The 19,172-nt window shown below is 38.3% G+C and carries 17 protein-coding genes; 5 read left to right on the top strand and 12 right to left on the bottom strand.

Annotated elements, in window-relative coordinates:
- Window positions 1–31: 31 nt before the first annotated feature.
- The 4 genes from J7E57_RS15655 to J7E57_RS15640 form a co-directional block, all read right to left on the bottom strand.
- Complete coding sequence (locus J7E57_RS15655; protein WP_215165797.1) at window positions 32–493, bottom strand: hypothetical protein; 462 nt, start codon at window positions 491–493, stop codon at window positions 32–34.
- Between the two features lie 97 nt (window positions 494–590).
- Complete coding sequence (locus J7E57_RS15650; RefSeq protein WP_029274949.1) at window positions 591–1,199, bottom strand: superoxide dismutase; 609 nt, start codon at window positions 1,197–1,199, stop codon at window positions 591–593.
- 260 nt (window positions 1,200–1,459) lie between these two features.
- The gene (locus tag J7E57_RS15645; protein WP_215165794.1) at window positions 1,460–1,927 is read right to left on the bottom strand and encodes a nucleoside deaminase; all 468 of its coding nucleotides are present in this window, start codon (window positions 1,925–1,927) and stop codon (window positions 1,460–1,462) included.
- Between the two features lie 290 nt (window positions 1,928–2,217).
- Window positions 2,218–2,553, bottom strand: coding sequence for a tRNA-binding protein (locus J7E57_RS15640; protein ID WP_215165792.1), 336 nt, complete (start codon window positions 2,551–2,553; stop codon window positions 2,218–2,220).
- 192 nt (window positions 2,554–2,745) lie between these two features.
- Between J7E57_RS15640 and J7E57_RS15635 the strand changes: the two genes are divergently transcribed.
- The 3 genes from J7E57_RS15635 (at window position 2,746) to J7E57_RS15625 (ending at window position 7,595) form a co-directional block, all read left to right on the top strand.
- Window positions 2,746–4,230: a xylulokinase gene (locus J7E57_RS15635; protein WP_215165790.1), complete on the top strand. Its 1,485-nt coding sequence runs from the start codon at window positions 2,746–2,748 to the stop codon at window positions 4,228–4,230.
- 72 nt (window positions 4,231–4,302) lie between these two features.
- Window positions 4,303–5,634, top strand: a complete 1,332-nt coding sequence (xylA, locus tag J7E57_RS15630; RefSeq protein ID WP_029274945.1) for a xylose isomerase — start codon at window positions 4,303–4,305, stop codon at window positions 5,632–5,634.
- A gap of 284 nt (window positions 5,635–5,918) precedes the next feature.
- The gene (locus J7E57_RS15625) at window positions 5,919–7,595 is read left to right on the top strand and encodes a sodium/sugar symporter (RefSeq protein WP_215165788.1); all 1,677 of its coding nucleotides are present in this window, start codon (window positions 5,919–5,921) and stop codon (window positions 7,593–7,595) included.
- A gap of 706 nt (window positions 7,596–8,301) precedes the next feature.
- Here the strand turns inward: J7E57_RS15625 and J7E57_RS15620 are convergent.
- From J7E57_RS15620 to J7E57_RS15590, 7 genes are all read right to left on the bottom strand, one after another.
- Window positions 8,302–8,682, bottom strand: coding sequence for a hypothetical protein (locus J7E57_RS15620; RefSeq protein ID WP_215165780.1), 381 nt, complete (start codon window positions 8,680–8,682; stop codon window positions 8,302–8,304).
- Window position 8,683: 1 nt separating this feature from the next.
- Window positions 8,684–9,988: an ABC transporter permease gene (locus J7E57_RS15615; RefSeq protein WP_251029934.1), complete on the bottom strand. Its 1,305-nt coding sequence runs from the start codon at window positions 9,986–9,988 to the stop codon at window positions 8,684–8,686.
- 19 nt (window positions 9,989–10,007) lie between these two features.
- On the bottom strand, window positions 10,008–10,646 hold the full coding sequence (locus tag J7E57_RS15610) for an MBL fold metallo-hydrolase (RefSeq protein ID WP_215165778.1): 639 nt from the start codon (window positions 10,644–10,646) through the stop codon (window positions 10,008–10,010).
- A gap of 51 nt (window positions 10,647–10,697) precedes the next feature.
- Window positions 10,698–11,285 carry a gliding motility lipoprotein GldD gene (locus J7E57_RS15605; RefSeq protein WP_215165776.1) on the bottom strand — a complete coding sequence of 196 codons (588 nt, stop codon included), beginning with the start codon at window positions 11,283–11,285 and terminating at the stop codon, window positions 10,698–10,700.
- Window positions 11,286–11,340: 55 nt separating this feature from the next.
- A complete protein-coding gene (locus J7E57_RS15600) occupies window positions 11,341–12,084 on the bottom strand; it encodes a shikimate dehydrogenase family protein (protein ID WP_215165774.1) in 744 nt (247 codons plus the stop codon).
- A gap of 99 nt (window positions 12,085–12,183) precedes the next feature.
- A complete protein-coding gene (locus J7E57_RS15595; protein WP_215165772.1) occupies window positions 12,184–12,951 on the bottom strand; it encodes a phosphosulfolactate synthase in 768 nt (255 codons plus the stop codon).
- Between the two features lie 60 nt (window positions 12,952–13,011).
- Window positions 13,012–14,415, bottom strand: a complete 1,404-nt coding sequence (locus J7E57_RS15590) for a tetratricopeptide repeat protein (protein WP_215165770.1) — start codon at window positions 14,413–14,415, stop codon at window positions 13,012–13,014.
- Window positions 14,416–14,665: 250 nt separating this feature from the next.
- Between J7E57_RS15590 and J7E57_RS15585 the strand changes: the two genes are divergently transcribed.
- Window positions 14,666–15,124 (top strand): nuclear transport factor 2 family protein, encoded by a 459-nt coding sequence (locus J7E57_RS15585; protein WP_215165768.1) that lies wholly within the window; start codon window positions 14,666–14,668, stop codon window positions 15,122–15,124.
- Window positions 15,125–15,132: 8 nt separating this feature from the next.
- On the opposite strand, the gene J7E57_RS15580 is transcribed toward J7E57_RS15585, so the two are convergent.
- On the bottom strand, window positions 15,133–15,780 hold the full coding sequence (locus tag J7E57_RS15580) for a hypothetical protein (protein WP_215165766.1): 648 nt from the start codon (window positions 15,778–15,780) through the stop codon (window positions 15,133–15,135).
- 280 nt (window positions 15,781–16,060) lie between these two features.
- Between J7E57_RS15580 and J7E57_RS15575 the strand changes: the two genes are divergently transcribed.
- Window positions 16,061–19,171: a SusC/RagA family TonB-linked outer membrane protein gene (locus tag J7E57_RS15575; RefSeq protein WP_215165764.1), complete on the top strand. Its 3,111-nt coding sequence runs from the start codon at window positions 16,061–16,063 to the stop codon at window positions 19,169–19,171.
- Window position 19,172 lies beyond the last annotated feature (1 nt).

Raw genomic sequence — 19,172 nt, 5'->3', positions numbered from 1 at the left:
GAATTAATCGATTACAAAAGTGCTAGCTTGCTTAAAGATCTTGTTTTTGTACTGGAGGTGCTGATAACAATCCTTTAATATCACTCTCTACTTCCTCTTCTTCGCCTTTTTTCTTTTTCTTATTTTTTGCTTTTAAGCCTTTACCACTTAAACGTTCCTCAATGATTTTATCATATTCGGTTTGTTGTTCTGGCCTTAAAACATTGCGGATATTTTTTGAGGTTTCGTTCTGTAGTTTATAAAATTTATCTACATCCTCTTCGCGTGAGTTGCCTGCCTGTTGTCTTTTGATTAAATCTGCCTGCTCTTTCGCCTGGTTATAGGTAAAGCTGTAAATTACGCTTTTTTGCGTGCCATTTAGTTTTAATCGCTTATCCAGATCCTCCACATTCTTCTGTGCAATTTCCCCTGGAGTAGGTACTTTATTTTGCTGTGCACGCACCAATCCATTTACACCAACAATAACTAAAAATAAAATTACAAGCCTTTTCATTTCGAACATTTTATATCTGCGAAGTTACTTAATTATCTTAAAACAAGAAAGTCCCGATTTGCATCGGGACTTTCCTAAATTTTATTAAATGTTTAGCTTATAAAGCTTTTTTGTAAAGCTCGGCAACTGCATCCCAGTTAACTACATTCCAAATTGCCGCTAAATAATCAGGGCGTTTGTTCTGGTACTTTAAGTAATATGCGTGCTCCCAAACATCGATACCTAAAATTGGCGTTCCTTTAACTTCAGCAACATCCATTAAAGGGTTATCCTGGTTTGGTGTAGAAGAAACCTGAAGTTTTTTATCAGCACCTACTGATAACCAAGCCCAACCAGAACCAAAACGGGTAGCACCAGCTTCTTGTAATTTAGTTTTAAGATCAGCAAACGAACCAAAAGTTTCGTTAATTGCTTTAGCTAAATCGCCAGTTGGCTCACCACCTTTATTTGGGCCTAAAATGTTCCAGAACAAAGAGTGATTATAGTGACCTCCGCCGTTGTTTCTCACAGCAGCTGGGAATTTTGAAATGTTTTTTACAATTTCCTCGATGCTAGAAGTCGCTTCTGGCTTACCTTCTAAAGCTTTATTTAGGTTGGTAACGTAAGCTTGATGGTGTTTATCATGGTGGATTTCCATGGTAGTTTTATCAATATGCGGTTCTAATGCATCGGTTGCGTAATGTAACGCAGGTAATTCAAAAGCCATAATGTTTTATGTTTAAAGATTTAAAAATGTTTCTTGTAGCAAATATAACATTAGAACGTTAAGATTTGTTCATGTTATTATCATCAAATCGTTTTGTGCGCTGTTGTTGTAAAGTTGGGAGGATTTAAAAGCTGTAATGTTCAGGACGATAGCCAACAGTTTTAATGAAAAACTAACTTTTTAGTCAATAGTTGATGGTCGATAGTAAAATAGCCCGTTTCCCTATGAACTATAAACCATGAGCCATTAACTCATCTCTTCTACCTTTTCTTTGCAAAAAAATCCCTCATCAATATTGCACATTCCTCTGCCATTATCCCTCCTTTTAACACCGTTTTTGGATGCAGCAGATTCGCGTTTTTGGAAATAAAGCCTCTTTTTTCTTCTCTGGCGCCATACACAATGCGGCCTATCTGTGTCCAATAACTTGCACCGGCACACATTACACAAGGCTCGATGGTTACATATAAGGTACAATCCCTTAAATATTTTCCGCCTATCGTTTGCGCTGCAGAGGTAAACGCCTGCATTTCTGCATGCGCAGTAACATCATTAAAGCGCTCAGTTAAATTGTAGCCACGACCAATAATTCTGTTTTTACTAACCACTATTGCGCCGATTGGAATTTCATCTTCAGCCAAAGCTTTTTTTGCCTCTTCCAAAGCCAATTTCATATAATGGATATCCTCTTCTTCAGGGTCGGTATTTTCGAAGTTGTAAAAACTCATGTAGCAAATATAGGGTAAGACTTCCGAAGTTTCCAAAGGTAACAGTCAGGCGAAACCTCTGAAGTCTATAGGTAAATTTTTCTGATTAGGTTTTTGGAGCGCAGTTACAGTGCTAATCGGTTACCTCAGTCCTGCTTTCCGTTACAAGTCCTCATTCGTACCTCACTCCGGTCTTTTCACTTCAATCAGGGCTATTGAACAAAGGTCTGTGCTAATGGTGAACAAATAACGCGCTGACTTCCGAAGTTCCCAAGGGCAGAGCGCCACAAAACTTCGGAAGTTTACAAGCATTACAAAAGTTTACTCCCGTTAGGAACTTTACTTTGTACGGCAGTCAATACAATATCACCGTTCTCGTCAGCAAAACCAGTTACCAAAAATTCGGACATAAATTTTCCGATCTGTTTTTTCGGGAAGTTGATCACCCCTACAATCTGTTTCCCCGGTAATTCGTCCAAAGAATAATGTTTGGTAATCTGCGCACTGCTCATTTTTATGCCGAAGTCGCCAAAGTCTACCTTAACTTTATAGGCAGGCCGTCGGGCTTCAGGAAATTCGAAAGCCTCTAAAATGGTGCCTACCCTCAATTCTACCTTTTCGAAATCATTCCAGGTTATCTCTTCCATAGCTTAATTTTAATGTAACGGCAAAAATATAAATTATTAAAATAATTCGATTGTAGCTTAAATTAGGAATAGCATTCAATTCAACCGATTGCATTAAATGGAATAGATTTTACAAAAAATTTGCGTTTTATATTTTAACTACTATCTTTATGCAACCGTTTGCATAGCCAAATATTAAAATAATTTAAAACGATGTATTTATTAGGGATTGATTTAGGAACCTCATCTATAAAAGTTGCAGTTGTTGATGTAGCTTCACAGAAAAACATTGCGACAGCACAATACCCGGAAGAGGAAACAGCAATTAAATCTATGCAATCGGGCTGGGCAGAACAATCACCTGATGATTGGTGGCAAAATGTTCAGCAAGCCATTCTCAAATTAAATTCGACAGGCTTATTTAATCCTAAAGAAATTAAAGCCATTGGCATTGCGTACCAAATGCATGGTCTGGTTGTAGTAGATAAAGACCAAAACGTACTCCGCGATAGTATTATTTGGTGTGATAGTAGGGCGGTAGAGCTAGGCAATAGTGCTTTTGAGGCCATTGGAGAGGAGAAATCGTTAAAACACCTCCTAAACTCTCCGGGAAACTTTACAGCCTCAAAGCTGGCCTGGGTAAAAGCAAATGAGCCAGATATCTATAACCACATCGATAAAATAATGCTGCCGGGCGATTTCATCGCAATGAAATTAACAGGAGAAATTACAACAAGTATTTCTGCATTATCTGAAGGCATTTTCTGGGATTTTGAAAATCATGAAATTTCCAAAGATGTAATGGATTATTACGGAATCTCAGGCAACGTTATTCCGCAGGTGAAAGCTTTATTTTCCGAACACGGTTATTTAAAAGCTGATGTTGCAGAGTCTCTAGGCCTGTCAGCCGGTACCCCTGTCGCTTATAAATCCGGCGATCAGCCCAACAATGCACTTTCTTTAAATGTATTAAAGCCTGGAGAAGTTGCTGCAACGGCCGGAACATCAGGTGTGATTTACGGAGTAAGCAATAATCTTACCTACGATAAACAATCGAGGGTGAATACCTTTGCACATGTAACCTATTCAGAAGAGAAAAAACATACCGGCGTTTTACTTTGCATTAATGGCACTGGCAGCATGTACCGTTGGGCAAAATATAATTTCGCACCACAGTCTACATATGCCGAACTGAATAATCTGGCATTAAAAGCACCAATAGGAAGCAATGGCTTAAAAGTACTTCCCTTCGGAAACGGTGCCGAGCGGATGTTAAACAACAAATATACCGGCGCCCAGTTGTTAGGTATCGACTTAAATCTTCATAATCAATCAGATATTTTTAGGGCAGTACAAGAAGGGATTGCCTTTTCTTTCCGCTATGGACTGGATATTATGAGAGAAAACGGCATGAAACCTAAAGTAATCCGTGCTGGGAGAGCCAACCTCTTTTTAAGTGATGTATTTGCACAAACTTTTGTCGACGTCACGGGCATTCCGGTAGAACTTTACGAAAACGACGGTAGTGTAGGCGCAGCCTTAGGTGCTGGGATAGGGGCTGGGATTTTCAAAAACGCAGAAGAAGCTTTTAACAACCACGAAGTAATTAAAACTTTAACCCCACAACATTCGGCAGCATACGAACCCATTTATCAGGATTGGAAAAAAATATTAGAGAAACAATTAGCAATTGGTTAATGATTGATCGTACATAGCGAGACCGACTATGAACTATTGACCAACAGACCACCAACCAAAAAACAAAATAACATGACAAAAGTAGTAACAGGAGCAAAGGAATTTTTTAAGGGCATTGAGCAGATCAAGTTTGAAGGCCTGGGAAGTGACAATCCATTGGCATTTAGATGGTATGATGCCAACAAAGTAGTAGCGGGCAAAACCATGAACGAGCATTTTAAATTTGCCTGCGCGTATTGGCATTCATTTAATGGCAATGGTGCAGATCCGTTTGGTGGCGCAACGCACATTTTCCCTTGGGATGAAAAAAAAGATGCAGTAGAAAGGGCAAAAGATAAAATGGATGCCGCCTTTGAATTTATCACTAAAATGCAGATTCCTTATTATTGCTTCCATGATGTGGATGTGGTAGATTATAGCGACGATATTGCCGAAAACGAGCGCAGATTACAGGCTCTTGTTGAATACGCCAAGCAAAAACAAGCAGATAGCGGGGTAAAATTACTTTGGGGAACAGCGAATTTGTTCAGCCATAAGCGCTACATGAATGGTGCATCTACGAATCCTGATTTCCATGTGCTGGCACACGGAGCTGCCCAGGTTAAAGCAGCTTTAGATGCTACAATTGCACTTGGTGGCGAAAATTATGTGTTCTGGGGAGGAAGAGAAGGCTATATGAGTTTGTTGAACACCAACATGAAACGCGAGCAGGAACACCTGGCAAAATTCTTACATACCGCTAAAGATTATGCACGCAAACAGGGTTTCAAAGGAACATTCTTCATCGAACCGAAACCATGTGAGCCTTCTAAACATCAATATGATTACGATGCGGCAACAGTAAAAGGCTTTTTACAACAATACGATCTGCTCGCCGATTTCAAATTAAATTTAGAAGTTAACCACGCTACCTTGGCCGGCCATACTTTCCAGCACGAATTACAGGTTGCAGTAGATAATGGCTTATTAGGCTCTATCGACGCAAACCGTGGCGATTATCAAAATGGCTGGGATACCGATCAGTTCCCGAACGATATTAACGAACTAACGGAAACCATGTTGATCATTCTAGAAGGTGGTGGCTTACAGGGTGGGGGTGTAAACTTCGACGCAAAAATCCGCCGTAACTCTACCGACCCGAAAGACCTGTTCTATGCACATGTTGGCGGCATGGATATCTTCGCAAGGGCATTGATCACTGCAGATGCCATTCTTCAAAAATCTGATTACAAAAAAATAAGAACCGACCGCTACGCTTCATTTGATAGTGGAAAGGGTGCAGAATTTGAACAAGGCAAACTAAGTTTAGAAGATTTGAGAAATTACGCTGCAGAAAATGGCGAACCAGAGGTACGCAGCGGAAAGCAAGAATACCTGGAAAACTTAATTAACAGGTATATTTAATTTATTTTTATAAATGTAATCTCAGTGGTCTGTGTCCTCACAGGCCACTGGCATTTGATTTAATTAGAATGATCTGTGGAGACACAGACCACGGATGAGAACCGGGGCGGCCTCCATTAATTTAACCCATCCCGGTAGCGTGTGGAAAGCAGAATAGCTGTTAATTTTTAGCAGCCCAAATTAATAAACGTTACTTTAACACTTTTTAATTCAAAAAAAAGCAGAGATTAATTTATGATTTTACTACATTTAGATTTCTAAACCAAATAACCACTATTATATTAATGAAAAACAATTTATTGGACACGAAGGATTACATTGTATTTGCGGTGTACTTCGTTATTGTGGCTGCTTACGGTCTGTACATCTACAATAAGAAAAAATCCGCATCCACAGGCTCAAAAGATTATTTTTTAGCTGAAGGTTCACTTACATGGTGGGCAATCGGTGCATCTTTAATTGCATCGAATATTTCTGCTGAACAGTTTATCGGCATGAGCGGATCGGGCTTTAAGATGGGATTGGCAATTGCAACTTACGAGTGGATGGCTGCCCTTACCCTGGTTATTGTTGCTGTTTTTTTTATTCCGGTTTACCTGAAAAACAAGATCGCCACAATGCCGCAGTTTTTACACCAACGCTACAACGGAACCGTTGCCATGATTATGGCTGTGTTCTGGTTATTGTTGTACGTAGTGGTAAACTTAACATCAATTCTTTATTTAGGTGCTTTAGCTGTTAGCAGTATCTCTGGATTCGATTTGACTTTCTGTATGTATGCCATTGCGGCTTTTGCCATCGTAATTACACTGGGCGGAATGAAAGTAATTGGCTATACCGATGTTATTCAGGTATTTTTCTTAATTCTGGGTGGTTTGGCTACAACATACCTGGCATTAAACCTGGTTTCTACCCATTATGGAACCTCAGGTATTTTTGAAGGTTATAGCCTGATGACTTCAAAAGCGTCAGAACACTTCCACATGATCTTAAAACCTGAAAATGAGAATTACATTGATTTACCGGGATTAAGCGTATTAGTAGGCGGTATGTGGATTGTAAACCTTAACTATTGGGGCTGTAATCAATACATCACGCAACGTGCTTTAGGTGCAGATTTAAAAACTGCCCGTGGGGGTATTTTGTTTGCTGCATTCTTAAAGTTATTAATGCCAATTATTGTGGTATTGCCAGGTATTGCGGCTTATGTACTGTATAAAGATGGGGCTTTCCAATCGGAAATGCTGCAGGATGGCTCTGTTAATCCAGACCGTGCTTACCCTGTACTGTTAAACTTATTACCTGCCGGATTAAAAGGTTTATCGTTTGCAGCATTAACTGCAGCGGTTGTAGCCTCGTTAGCTGGTAAAGCAAACAGTATAGCAACCATTTTCACGCTAGATATTTACAAAAAAGTATTAAAAACCGATGCTTCTGAAAAGAACCTTGTTTTTACAGGTAAGATTGCGGTAGTTGTAGCCATGGTATTGGGCGTTATTATTGCACCATACTTAGGTATCGATAAAAAAGGTGGATTCCAATATATCCAAGAGTATACAGGCTTTGTTTCTCCGGGTATATTTGCCATGTTTATTCTCGGTTTCTTCTGGAAAAGAGCAACCTCAAATGCAGCACTTTTTGCAACAATTGGTGGTTTCGGATTATCGTTATTGTTAAAGGTTCTTCCTACATGGACCGATCTTTCCTGGTTATCAGGAGTAGGCTTCTCAGTTAAAAATGCAGCTGGTATTTACGAAATCCCTTTCTTAGATAGAATGGGTATTGTATTCGTGTTCTGTATTATCGGCATGGTAATTATCAGCTTGTTCGAAAACAAAAACGGTGTTAATCCAAAAGGACTGGAAATTGATTCGAAAATGTTCAAAACCACCACAGGTTTCGCTGTTGGTTCGTTAATTATTATCGGTTTATTGGTAGCCCTTTACAGTGTATACTGGTAGAAGATATCTTTTTATTATATTCATAAAGCTTTTCTGGAAACAGGAAAGCTTTTTTTGTTTTAATACAAATTGATCACTTTCACCAGGCAATTATTTTTTTTTAAAAAAGCTTATTTGAGCAAATTATAAAAGCGCCTTTTTTTTGGAAAGCAGATACAGCAGCATTGGTTAATGACAGCCCTGCTCTCTGCTACTTCCGATGAAAAATCGGAACCACTCCGATCAGGTTTAGGTGGCAGAGAAGGTGCTACTATTGTTGACTATGGAGTGCAGAAAAGAATTTTTCAGAAAATGCGGTTTTACCTTTAATAGCTGCAAAGACTGCTCAAATTAGCCCTGATTGAAGTGTAAAGCCCACATCCCGATTTTTCATCGGGAGAGGACTTGTAACGGAAAGCAGGAATGCCGTAACCGACTAGTATTACAATTGCGCTTCAAGAAAAAACTATCTTAAAACACTAGGTTTTCAATCTAACAATCGTTATAATATTTATCTATACCATTGCTTTAGTTCGTGGAGACACTAAACAAGGCGTCTGTATCTACCTGTAGGGGATATCTTTTTATTATAGGTGACCCATGAATTTATTTCAAGGTCTTTATAGCATGATAGATGCTGACCACGCAGTAGCTACAAGACATTTAAAATACTACTTCTACTTGTAAAATAAATTCAGCATGACGATCTCTGTTGTTTTTCGATGAATTACTGCGAACAAGGTCCGTCAGGGATTTCCTTACTGATTTTAAGCACTTTCATCACCACCAGGGTAGAATCGAAATCAGGTGAAACCGTAGCGGTATCAGACTTCGCGAAATAACCTTCTAATTCTACATATACTGGCTCGTAAGGCTTTTCGAACCCCAGGTTACTATAAGAGAGCTCTAAGTTTTTTACACTGTCTTTAACCCAAAATTCACGCCCATCCTCACATAAGGTAAAAGACTTCATTTCGGGGCCAAAACTATACAAACCTTTAACCGTTTTCAGATTACTTTTTTCTCCCTCGGCTTTATCGTTTCTACAAGCTGTAGCAGCTACGCCAAGGAGCACAACAAATACAATTGCTTGTTTAAATAACTTCATTTTATATAGTTTGATTAATTTGATCTATCTTTTTAACACTTAAATTGGATGACAAAGCAGATGCCAAAAATGAGAAGATGCCTACTGTAACAAAAACTAAAACAAAATCCTTCCATTTTAATCCGATTGGATAGGAACTTACCAGCGTTTTATTTACTTCATCACCCATTTTGATAAAACCATAAGTGTGCTGAAAATAATAAAATATGAGGCCGATAATTAAGCCCAGCACACAGCCAGACATGGTGATCATCATTCCTTCAAATAAAAATATACGTTTGATTAATTTCTTGCCTGCGCCTAAACTGCTCAGAATGGCTACATCCTTCACTTTATCGATTACTAACATGGTTAACGACCCTATGATATTAAATATAGCAATAATCAGGATAAAAGTAAGAATAATATATACCGCCCATTTTTCGGTATTTAAAATGTGGTAGAGTGATTTATTTTGCTCGGCCTGATTTCTGACTTCATAATCCTTCCCAGCTTTTTCGATTACCTCTTTTTGAAAATCGTCTACATCAGTACCGGGCTGGAGATTGATCTCTATTGCAGACACATTTTTCTCTTCGCCTAAAAGTTCGCGGGCAAAATTCAATGGCACAATAATACCATTATCGAAATCTTGTTGTACTTCAAAAACACCACTTACCCGAATGTTCTTTACCACAAAATCGTCGGCAGGGTTTAAGCTATTTGCAGCGATATCTTTCTTTGGCGAATAAATTTCCAGCTCTGTAAAGGGATCGACAGTATTTACGGCCAGATAACTCTGCAGGGCAGAACCAATTACTGCATTATCGCCGCTTCTGTTGTGCAGTATAAAATGGCCTTCTTTTATGGTACTATCTAATTTGGTGTTCTTTAAATAGTCTAAACTTACGCCCTTAACCATTCCAACAGCTTGTTTGTTGTTGTATTTCAATAAAGCATTTTCTTGTAGCACCTCGGTAAAAGCAGCCACATCTTTATTTTTTCTGAGCTGATTAAAATAGCCTGTGTTCGGATCAAAAGTTTTCCCCTTAGCCGGTGTAATGGCAATTTGTGGGGTAATGGTATCGAACATATTCAATACTACTGTTTCTAAACCGTTAAATACCGAAAGGATAATAATCAATGCAGCGCTACCCACCATTACACCTACCATTGATATCCCCGATATCAGGTTAATGGCATTGGTAGATTTTTTGGCAAAAAGATACCTTTTGGCAATATAAAACGATGTATTCACAGCGGCAAAGATAAATAAAAGGTTGAGGGTTTTAAGGTTAAAGGCTCCAGGTTGTAAAGCCTTTAACAATTATGAACCTTTAATCCTGCTAAAAAAATGGATTATGTTGTTTTTCAAAACCAATGCTTGTAGCTGGTCCATGGCCAGGATAAACTTTGGTTTCATCAGGTAAGACAAAAAGTTTATCGGAAATGTTTTGGATTAATTGCTGATGATTACCTCCAGGCAGATCGGTACGGCCAATACTCCCATAAAAAAGTACATCACCACCTATTAAAATATGATCGGCTGAACTGTAAAAACACAGGTGGGCCGGCGAATGCCCCGGAGCAAAAATTAAGGTCAGTGTACTGTTACCAAAAGAAATTGCTCCTGTTTCGGGCAAAAAGGTATCGGGCAGAGGAGATACATCATAACGGGTAAAGCCCATAGATGGTGCATAACCGGGAACCGCATTTAAAATTGGCAATTCGCCCGCATGTAACTGTGGTTTTAAGCCATAGGTTTCGAACACAAATTTATTGCCGAAAACATGATCGAGATGACAATGTGTATTGAGTAATAAAACAGGTTTTAATCCTTCATTTTTAATGAAAGCCGCTAATTCATTTTGCTCAAAACCTTCGTACATGCCCGGATCGATAATGACACATTCTTTGGTTTCATCATAAAGCACATAAGTATTTTCGCTGTAGGCGTTAAATGTGAAGGTTTTTACTGTAATCATAAAAATTTTAAAAAAATCCTGTTTCCAAAAGCAGGACGACAAAATAATAAATTAATTTTTCCACCTAAAGGTAGAAATCAAGGTATCGATATCCTTTTTAATAAATTTAACAACGGGTTCAATAGAGTCGTATTGTGGGCGTTCATTAAAATATAAAGCTCCTCTAAAGTAATGTTTGGCACTATCGGTTAAAAAAAACTGAACTGATGATGCGGTATTCCCCTCTATGGCGTAATAAATGCCGTAAACTTTATGATCGGGATAATTGATGAGTTTTTGATCAATCGCACTGGCTTTTATGGTATGTTTAAAAGCCAGTTTTCGGGCATCTTCTACCATTTCATCATACTCGCCTCTACCCGAAATATCATAGTACGTTAAATGCAAAAAGCCATTAAACTGCTTAAAGTGTAAGTTGTACCAGTTCTTTTGGGCATCGCGGCTTTGATCTTGTTCTACCGCAGCATAAGTTGGATATTTGAAAGTAAAAGGGACAGGTTTAGTAAATACAGTATAATCTTTTTTAGGGAATACGATCCTGTAGTAAGCTTTTGGCTTTGGGCTATAATTGTGGTTCTGACAAGCTGTTATAAACAAAAGCAGCACAAAGGGAAAGCAGATCAGTTGTTTTAGTTTCATAACATTTTATCAAAGATTGCGTCGTCGTTCCTCCTTGCAATGACGATAAGTTAAATTATTTATTCCAGATTGCCCAAGCTTTTTCTGCTTGTTTGTACAGCATTTCCAAACCGTTTTTAATTGCTGCACCGCGCTCGGCAGCTTTAACCAAAAATGCTGTCTCCAGCGGATTGTACACTAAATCGTAAGCTAAATACCCTGGCCCAACTAAACTGTAATCAATTTCGGGAAAGGTATCTACATTTGGCGACATCCCCAGGGGTGTAGTATTGATCAATAACTGGTGTGAGGCTAAAATCTCTGGCGTAACTTCCGAATATAGAATAGCACCCTTAACAGCCGTTCGTACCACAACCTGATATTGGATATTTAATTTCTCTAAAACGTACTTTACCGCTTTCGCCGCCCCACCATCACCAAAAACCAGTGCCTTTGTGTGTTGCGGCCCCAACAATGGTTTTAGCGATTCTTCAAAGCCATATGCATCGGTGTTGTAGCCTTTTAAATAAGTCGCACCTTCAAAACTTTTGATCGAAATACAATTTACGGCACCAATTTTTTCCGCAGCTTCGTCTACTTCGTTTAAATAGCAAAGCACGTTAACTTTATGCGGAATAGTAACATTAAGCCCACAAAGTGACGGATTTTCACTTAGCAGATCGGGCAGTGACTTAATATCGGCAATAGGAAAAAGCTCATATTGATGATCGGCTATGCCCTCATTTTGAAATTTTTCCGTGAAATACTTTTTCGAGAAAGAATGAGAAAGTGGGTATCCGATTAAGCCGTATGTTTTCATAAGCATATTTACGTCATTGCGAGGCACGAAGCAATCTTAATGCGATAGAAATAACTACCTACAGATTGCTTCGCGCCTCGCAATGACGAGTTTTATCTTTTATTTTACCTGGTTCAGGAAATAATCAAAAGTATCACCACGTAAACCTAAACGAATGGTTTCTAAAGGAATAACTTCTGCCGGGGCAATATTACCAAGGTTTACATTGCTGCCGATTAATTTAATAAACCAAACTTGCTGTTCTTTTTGAGGTGCTTCCCAAATAATGGTTTCTTCAGGAATCTGGGTTAAAATTTCATCAACCAATCCTTCACGAACCTCACCACTTCCACGGTAAATACCAACATTACCACCTTCGCGGGCTTCGGCAATTACTTTCCACGATCCCGCCTCGATTTCGGCCTGCATTAATTTAATCCACTTATATGGGGCAAAAATTTTAGCTGCATCTTTACTGCCTACTTCAGAAATAACGGTTACCTGTTTAGTGAGTTCGCGAATAAACTCACATTTTTTGTCGTGCTCAATTTCGATAGAACCATCAGAAACTTCTGCATATTCCATTCCATATTGATCTAAAATGCGTTGGTAATCTGCGAATTGATTACGGATAATAAATGCCTCAAACAGTGTTCCTCCAAAATAGGTAGGAATACCTGCACTTTTATATAAAGCTAATTTTTCTTTAAGTTTTGGGGTTACGTGTGATGTAGCCCAACCTAATTTCACGATATCTGTATGTACGCCGGCAACTTCAATAAAATCTTCAACCTGACGTAGGCTCAATCCCTTATCCATAACCATTGTTAAGCCTTTTTGGCGTGGTTTAGCTGGACGTTCGGGAACGTTTAATAATGGATAATTCATATGCGTACAAAAGTGAAAAAAATTTTGAGATTTATTTGTTAAATTTTTCTCACAAGGTCGTTACTTAATATATCTGTTTATAACGTTCAAAATGGCACTATTATCCTGCAATTGTGGCAAATATTCAAATAAAATATAGTGTTTATCGGGGTCGGTTGTTAAAGCCGTTTCCAAATATCCCAGTGCATCGCTATAATTCCCTTGGGCAAAAAGATAGGCTACCATCCGGTAATACAGTTCTGCTGCTTCCGGATTATTCTTAATCGCTTCTGCCATCGTTTCCGATGCTTCCAGCAATTTCCCCTGTTCGTAAAGCACGGTACTAAAATCTAACCAGGCTTCAATATCCAATGGATTAAACTCCAATACCTTTTCGTAAGCTTCGATTGATTCGTCAATCTGGCCTAATTTATAATAAGCATCGGCCATTGCAAACCAGAAATCAGGGTTCTCGGCCTCTAAATCTATTGCTTTTTTATAAAAATGCAACGATTCGAAATAACGTTCTTCAAAATTCAGCGTAACACCGATCCCAAACCAGGCATCTGCCATTTTGGGATCCATTTTTACCGATTTTTTGTAGTAAGAACGGGCTTCGTCCATTTTTTCCAGTTTCTCGTAACATTCGCCAATGGCACAATAGGTATCGGCATTAGGCTGTTCGTATTCGAAAGTCTGTTTATAAACATCTATCGCCTCATCATATTTATCGAGCTGAACCAGCGCATTACCTTTATTGAAATACGCAGAGCTAAAATCTTCTTTGATCAGGATCGCATAATCATAAGCATCGATCGCTTTTTCGAAAAGATTCAACTTATGGAAACTATTGCCCAAATTATACCATGCCGCATAAGAATACGGATCGGTATCGATGTATTGCTGATAAAACTTGATACTTTCTTCTTGTTTATCTAACACATCGTAACAGAAAGCCAGCTCATATAAACCATCCTGATTCTCCATATTCTGCTCTAAACTAAGCTTAATATAGGTAATGGCGCTTTCATAATCGCTCATGCTCTGGTAAACATAAGCCATCTGTAATAAAATTTCATCGGTACTTTCGGCCAGCCCCAAAGCTTTTTCATAATTTTCCAAAGCCTCGTCAAAACGTTCGGTATTTTGAAAAATATTACCGCGAAGCAAATAAATATCTGGTTCTGACGGCTCTAAAAGTTCAGCTTTTTGCAAGGCAATAAACGCCTTTTCGTGATTGTTGGTTAAAATGTAAAGATGAGCTTGTTTGATTAAAAACACTGTTGCATAAGGGTGCTGACTGATTGCAAAATCAACAACCTGCAAAGCTTTGACCGGATCATTTTTCTCAATGTAGAAATCTACAATGTATTCGAATGCCCCTGCATCGAAGAAATACTGATCCTGATTGCGGAGCATTTCTTCGTAACGTTCTACCGACCGTTGTGCATCTTCGTTGGATTCAAAAAAGAATTCTTCTTCCATATATTATACTATTAAAGAACCGTGCCAATTAGCAGAAAAACACATTATAAGTTTACAAGTTTTAATTATCCGTTTTTAAAATAATTATTAACATCAATCGGTTAAAACAGCGTAAATAGCTGACTATAAAGCGTATTGACTGTGATTAAGATGTGTGGATAATCTATAGATTTTTTGCAACATCGCGGTTCCTTTTCCCTTCTTTGACAAAAATACTATAAATTTATGGTATATACGTAATTAAGAAGTCATGAAAGGATTAGTCATTTTTGCCCTGTTTTTACTAGGTTTTGCTACAAATTCCTTTGCGCAAAGCGATGAAGAAAGTGCCATCCAAAAAACCATAAATAACCTTTTTACCGGTATGAAGACTGGAGACAGCACTTTAACCAGAACTGCCTTTGCACCAGCAGCAATCATGCAAACCATTACGAACAAAGAAGGTAAAACAGGTATACGTACAGAATCTGTTAACGACTTTATCAAATTTATCGGCACTCCACACCAGGAAAAATATGATGAGCGTATTGTGTTTACCAAAATATTAATCGATGGTCCTTTGGCTTCTGTTTGGACAGACTATAAATTTTATCTGGGCGAAAAATTTAGTCATTGTGGGGTTAATTCCTTTCAATTGGTAAAAGGAGATAAGGGCTGGCAGATTGTTTATATTATCGACACCAGGAGAAAAGAGGGATGTAAAGAGTAAACGCCAGCTTAATTTAAGCTGTTGTAGTATTCAAATATTTTAACCAGATCCTGATCTTGTTTGGGTTCTAATTGCTCGTTTTTGATAAATGCCAACACCTCCTCTTTTTTGTTTGCTAAAGCATTGGCAATATTCTTTGTAGATGGGGTTAACTTTTGAATCGTACCGTTTTTACCGGTAAAGTAATTAATGTGCTTTACCAATTCGGTGATCTTCTTTTTGGTGTACCAATCTTCGACCACATCTTTTTTTACCACATATTGTTTTAACAACATAATGTTGCCGTGAACGGCGACTTCGTAAAAGCCAACGGCATTATCGATTTTCATTTTGGTAAAATGATGCGGATTACCTAACGAATCGGGCGCGGTAAAGGATTGTACCGAAGCTTGAATGGCATACACATTGTTGTTTTCGGTGTACTCGAGCTGTTGTGTTTCTATATTGTACCGTAAAGCCTTTACGGTCAATTCTTTTTGCGTAATTGTTTTTATTTTACAATCGGCATAGGCCTGATTAAAATATGGGCTTCCCTCTATGTTGTTTTTCGCAACAGATACCATAAGTGGTTTTGCACCAATTCCAACCGTAACATTTTGCGAAAAAGAAAAAATTGAAGCACAAACCAGAAAAAACAATAAAAAGAACTTTTTCATGAGGATAATTTATTTTAAAAACATAAAAAATTATTCAGTCGGTTTATTTCGTTTTGAAAGAAAAAAATTCGGAAACAAAAAGCAAAACAAACTAAAGAAAACAACTAAAAACATTGTGATATGCAATATTAAACTTGATAAAAGGTAATTTACTAAAACATTTTAGCTGCTATCTAAACGCAATTTATAACATTTTTAACATAATCCTCTTTTTTTTTGATTTAGTGATAATAAAAACTGTAATTCGCGGATTATTAACTTAAATAAACTTTAAAAAACTATGAAAAAACTCGTACTGTGTTTATTCATATTTTTATTTTTCGGCATTGTACAAGCAAATGCCCAGAGTAAAAATATTACTGGGAAAGTGGTTGCATCTAACGATGGATTACCTCTTCCTGGGGTGAGTGTCCGTGTGAAGGATACCAAAAAAGCAACATCTACCGGTTCGGATGGAAAATTTACCATCAGCGTTAATGCAAATGAAGTGCTGCAATTCTCTTATATCGGCTTTGTAGCCAAAGAAATTGCTGTTGGTACCCAATCAAACTTTAACGTAAACCTGGAGCCAGACTCAAAAAGTTTAAGTGAGGTTACGATTTCTACTGCTTTGGGTATTAAACGCAAGCCAAAAGAAATTGGTTACGCTACACAACAGGTAACAGGCAAAGCTTTAACTTCTAGCAGGCCAACCAACTTAGCAACCGGTTTATCGGGAAAAGTTGCGGGTTTACAGATTAACCAGGCCAATAATCAGATTGATGCTGGTGATCAGGTAAGGGTGGTATTACGTGGTAACAGATCGTTTACCGGAAACAACCAGGCACTTTTGGTATTGGATGGAATTATTGTACCATTAAGTCAGTTAAATTCGATTAACCCGAACGATATTGAAAACGTAAACATTCTAAAAGGTGCAAATGCTGCCGCATTATACGGATCGGATGCTTCGAATGGAGTAATGATTGTAAGTACCAAGAGGGGATCTGCTGATGGAGGTACCATCACTTATACTAATTCCACTTTACTAAATCGTTTAAGTTACTTCCCAAAGATGCAAACACAGTTTGGAGGCGGTACTACTCAGGATGATTTCGGTTTTGGATTATACACCCCCTTTGAAAACCAGACCTTTGGCGAACGTTTTGATGGTAGTATCAGACCATTAGGGCGTATTTTAGAAGATGGCACTTATCAAATGGTACCTTATACTTATAAAGACGGCGAAAAAGAAAGTTTCTTCGAAACGGGTATTGATGAGCAGAACGACATTGCCTATTCAGGCGGAAATGAAAACGGAACAACTTATATCAACCTGCAACGTGTAAACAGTAAAGGTTATGTTCCGGGCGATAAATCAAACAGAACAGCCATCCGTGTTAACGGAACACGCAAAATAAATAAATTTTTAGCTGATTATTCATTCAACTATACACAAAGAAATTACGATAAAAGTACCAATCAGGTATATAATAACGTGATTAATACCCCGGGTAACGTTCCCTTAACCGAGTATAGCGATGTAACATCGAAATACGGTAACCCGAACGATTATTACAACGATTACTACCAGAGTCCTTATTTTGGCTTACAACAAAATCGTAACAACGAAAGAAGAGACGATTTATTGGGTAACCTGTCCTTCACTTACAAACCACTTGATTGGATTAGCTTAATGGCAAGAGGTGGTTTGAGTACCAAAAACACGCAGGGTAAAAACAAAAACTACGCCTATACCTATTCGGATTTTGCGCACGATTCGGGCAAAGGTTCTGCTGCTACACAATACATTAAATCATCAGTAGGCGATTACAATGAATTTGAAAGCAGATACACAGGTGATTTTCTTGCAACCGCGACTAAAACGTTTAATCAATTTAAATTTACCGTAATCGGTGGTGCGCAGGTGATCCAAAAAAACTATAAATACATGACTCAGTCTGGGTCGAACCTTGTAGTTGATAACTTGTTTAACATTAACAACCGTACCGGTGAAATTGTAGGTTCTGAAACGGAACGCAACTCGCGCCAAATGGCTGTATTTGGAGATATAACCGCTACTTACCATGATTACTTAACCATTCACATCTCTGGTAGAAATGACTGGGATTCGAGATTAGCAAAAAGCAACCGTTCTTTCTTCTATCCAGCAATTGATGCAGCGTTAACGCTTACAGATGCGATTCCTGCATTAAAAGAAAGCAAGGTTATCAGCAACTTAAAAATCCGTGGTGGTATATCTAAAGTTTATGCCGTACAGATAGATCCATACAAATTAGTTTCTACGATCAGCCCTGCAGGTAATTTCCCTTATGGCGGTACTGCTGGTTACTCTATCGATAACGTTGTATACGATCCAAACTTAAAACCAGAGCAAACCATTTCTAAAGAAATTGGCTTTGATATTGGCTTCCTAAATAACCGCATTACATTAGAAACTTCGGCATATCTTCAAAACACAAAAGATCAGGAGATTATTAATGGGGTAGATTTATCGGGTACAACCGGTTATACCAATGCGATTATCAATACAGGTGAAGGCCAGAATAAAGGGATTGAGTTTAGCTTAAATGCAGCTCCGGTTATTGGCCTTGCTAACGGTTTTAGATGGAATGTAGGGGTAAACTATTCTTACAACACCAATAAAGTATTATCATTATATCAGGGACAAAACCAATTGGGTATTGGCGATAACAACTATATCGTAGTTGGCCAGAGTTTTCCATCTTTACAGGTAAGTACTTATCAAACAGATCCACAAGGACATGTTATTGTTGATGCTAACACAGGCTTACCGATTTCGAGCCCAATTAATAAAGATTTCGGTCAAACCAACCCAAGCAGTGTTTTAGGTATAAACACCAGTTTTACCTTTAAAAATTTCACTTTATCAGGAGTAGCAGAATACCGCAGCGGTAACGTTTTTTATAACAGTTTTGCCAGCACGCTTGATTTTGCAGGTATCAGTTATACTTCTGCACAGGCAGCCCGCGAGCGTTTCGTTTATCCAAATTCAGTTATCCAAACTTCGCCAGGCGTATTTGTACCGAACACCAATACCACTACTATTAATGGCAATGGATCGTTTTGGGCTGATGGCATTCGCAATAACACTGCTTCTAACTACGTAATGAGTGCTGCGTTCTGGAAAATCAGAGAGCTTTCTTTGGCTTACCAGGTACCAACACAATGGTTACAAAGCAGAGCGAAATTTATCAAAAACGCGAGTATCGCCTTAATCGGAAGAAACTTATTTATGTTCAGACCAAGCGATAACATTTACACCGACCCGGAAATTAACGTGGGTACTGGTAATGCGCAAGGCGTTAACAACTTAAACCAAACGCCACCAACACGTATTTATGGTTTTACCGCAACAATTGGCTTTTAAT

Origin of the sequence: Pedobacter sp. ISL-64 (genome assembly GCF_018613605.1) — a bacterium.
In the GTDB taxonomy this organism is placed as follows: Bacteria; Bacteroidota; Bacteroidia; order Sphingobacteriales; family Sphingobacteriaceae; genus Pedobacter.
The sequence above is the reverse complement of the archived record's forward strand: the minus strand, read 5'-3'. Positions and strand labels throughout refer to the sequence as shown.

Coding starts and splice junctions, on each gene's coding strand:
- J7E57_RS15575 (WP_215165764.1), top strand. CDS start 16,061: ATGAAAAAACTCGTACTGTGTTTATTCATATTTTTATTTTTCGGCATT.
- J7E57_RS15585 (WP_215165768.1), top strand. CDS start 14,666: ATGAAAGGATTAGTCATTTTTGCCCTGTTTTTACTAGGTTTTGCTACA.
- J7E57_RS15645 (WP_215165794.1), bottom strand. CDS start 1,927: ATGAGTTTTTACAACTTCGAAAATACCGACCCTGAAGAAGAGGATATC.
- J7E57_RS15610 (WP_215165778.1), bottom strand. CDS start 10,646: ATGATTACAGTAAAAACCTTCACATTTAACGCCTACAGCGAAAATACT.
- xylA (WP_029274945.1), top strand. CDS start 4,303: ATGACAAAAGTAGTAACAGGAGCAAAGGAATTTTTTAAGGGCATTGAG.
- J7E57_RS15590 (WP_215165770.1), bottom strand. CDS start 14,415: ATGGAAGAAGAATTCTTTTTTGAATCCAACGAAGATGCACAACGGTCG.
- J7E57_RS15640 (WP_215165792.1), bottom strand. CDS start 2,553: ATGGAAGAGATAACCTGGAATGATTTCGAAAAGGTAGAATTGAGGGTA.
- J7E57_RS15655 (WP_215165797.1), bottom strand. CDS start 493: ATGAAAAGGCTTGTAATTTTATTTTTAGTTATTGTTGGTGTAAATGGA.
- J7E57_RS15650 (WP_029274949.1), bottom strand. CDS start 1,199: ATGGCTTTTGAATTACCTGCGTTACATTACGCAACCGATGCATTAGAA.
- J7E57_RS15635 (WP_215165790.1), top strand. CDS start 2,746: ATGTATTTATTAGGGATTGATTTAGGAACCTCATCTATAAAAGTTGCA.
- J7E57_RS15605 (WP_215165776.1), bottom strand. CDS start 11,285: ATGAAACTAAAACAACTGATCTGCTTTCCCTTTGTGCTGCTTTTGTTT.
- J7E57_RS15625 (WP_215165788.1), top strand. CDS start 5,919: ATGAAAAACAATTTATTGGACACGAAGGATTACATTGTATTTGCGGTG.
- J7E57_RS15600 (WP_215165774.1), bottom strand. CDS start 12,084: ATGAAAACATACGGCTTAATCGGATACCCACTTTCTCATTCTTTCTCG.
- J7E57_RS15620 (WP_215165780.1), bottom strand. CDS start 8,682: ATGAAGTTATTTAAACAAGCAATTGTATTTGTTGTGCTCCTTGGCGTA.
- J7E57_RS15580 (WP_215165766.1), bottom strand. CDS start 15,780: ATGAAAAAGTTCTTTTTATTGTTTTTTCTGGTTTGTGCTTCAATTTTT.
- J7E57_RS15595 (WP_215165772.1), bottom strand. CDS start 12,951: ATGAATTATCCATTATTAAACGTTCCCGAACGTCCAGCTAAACCACGC.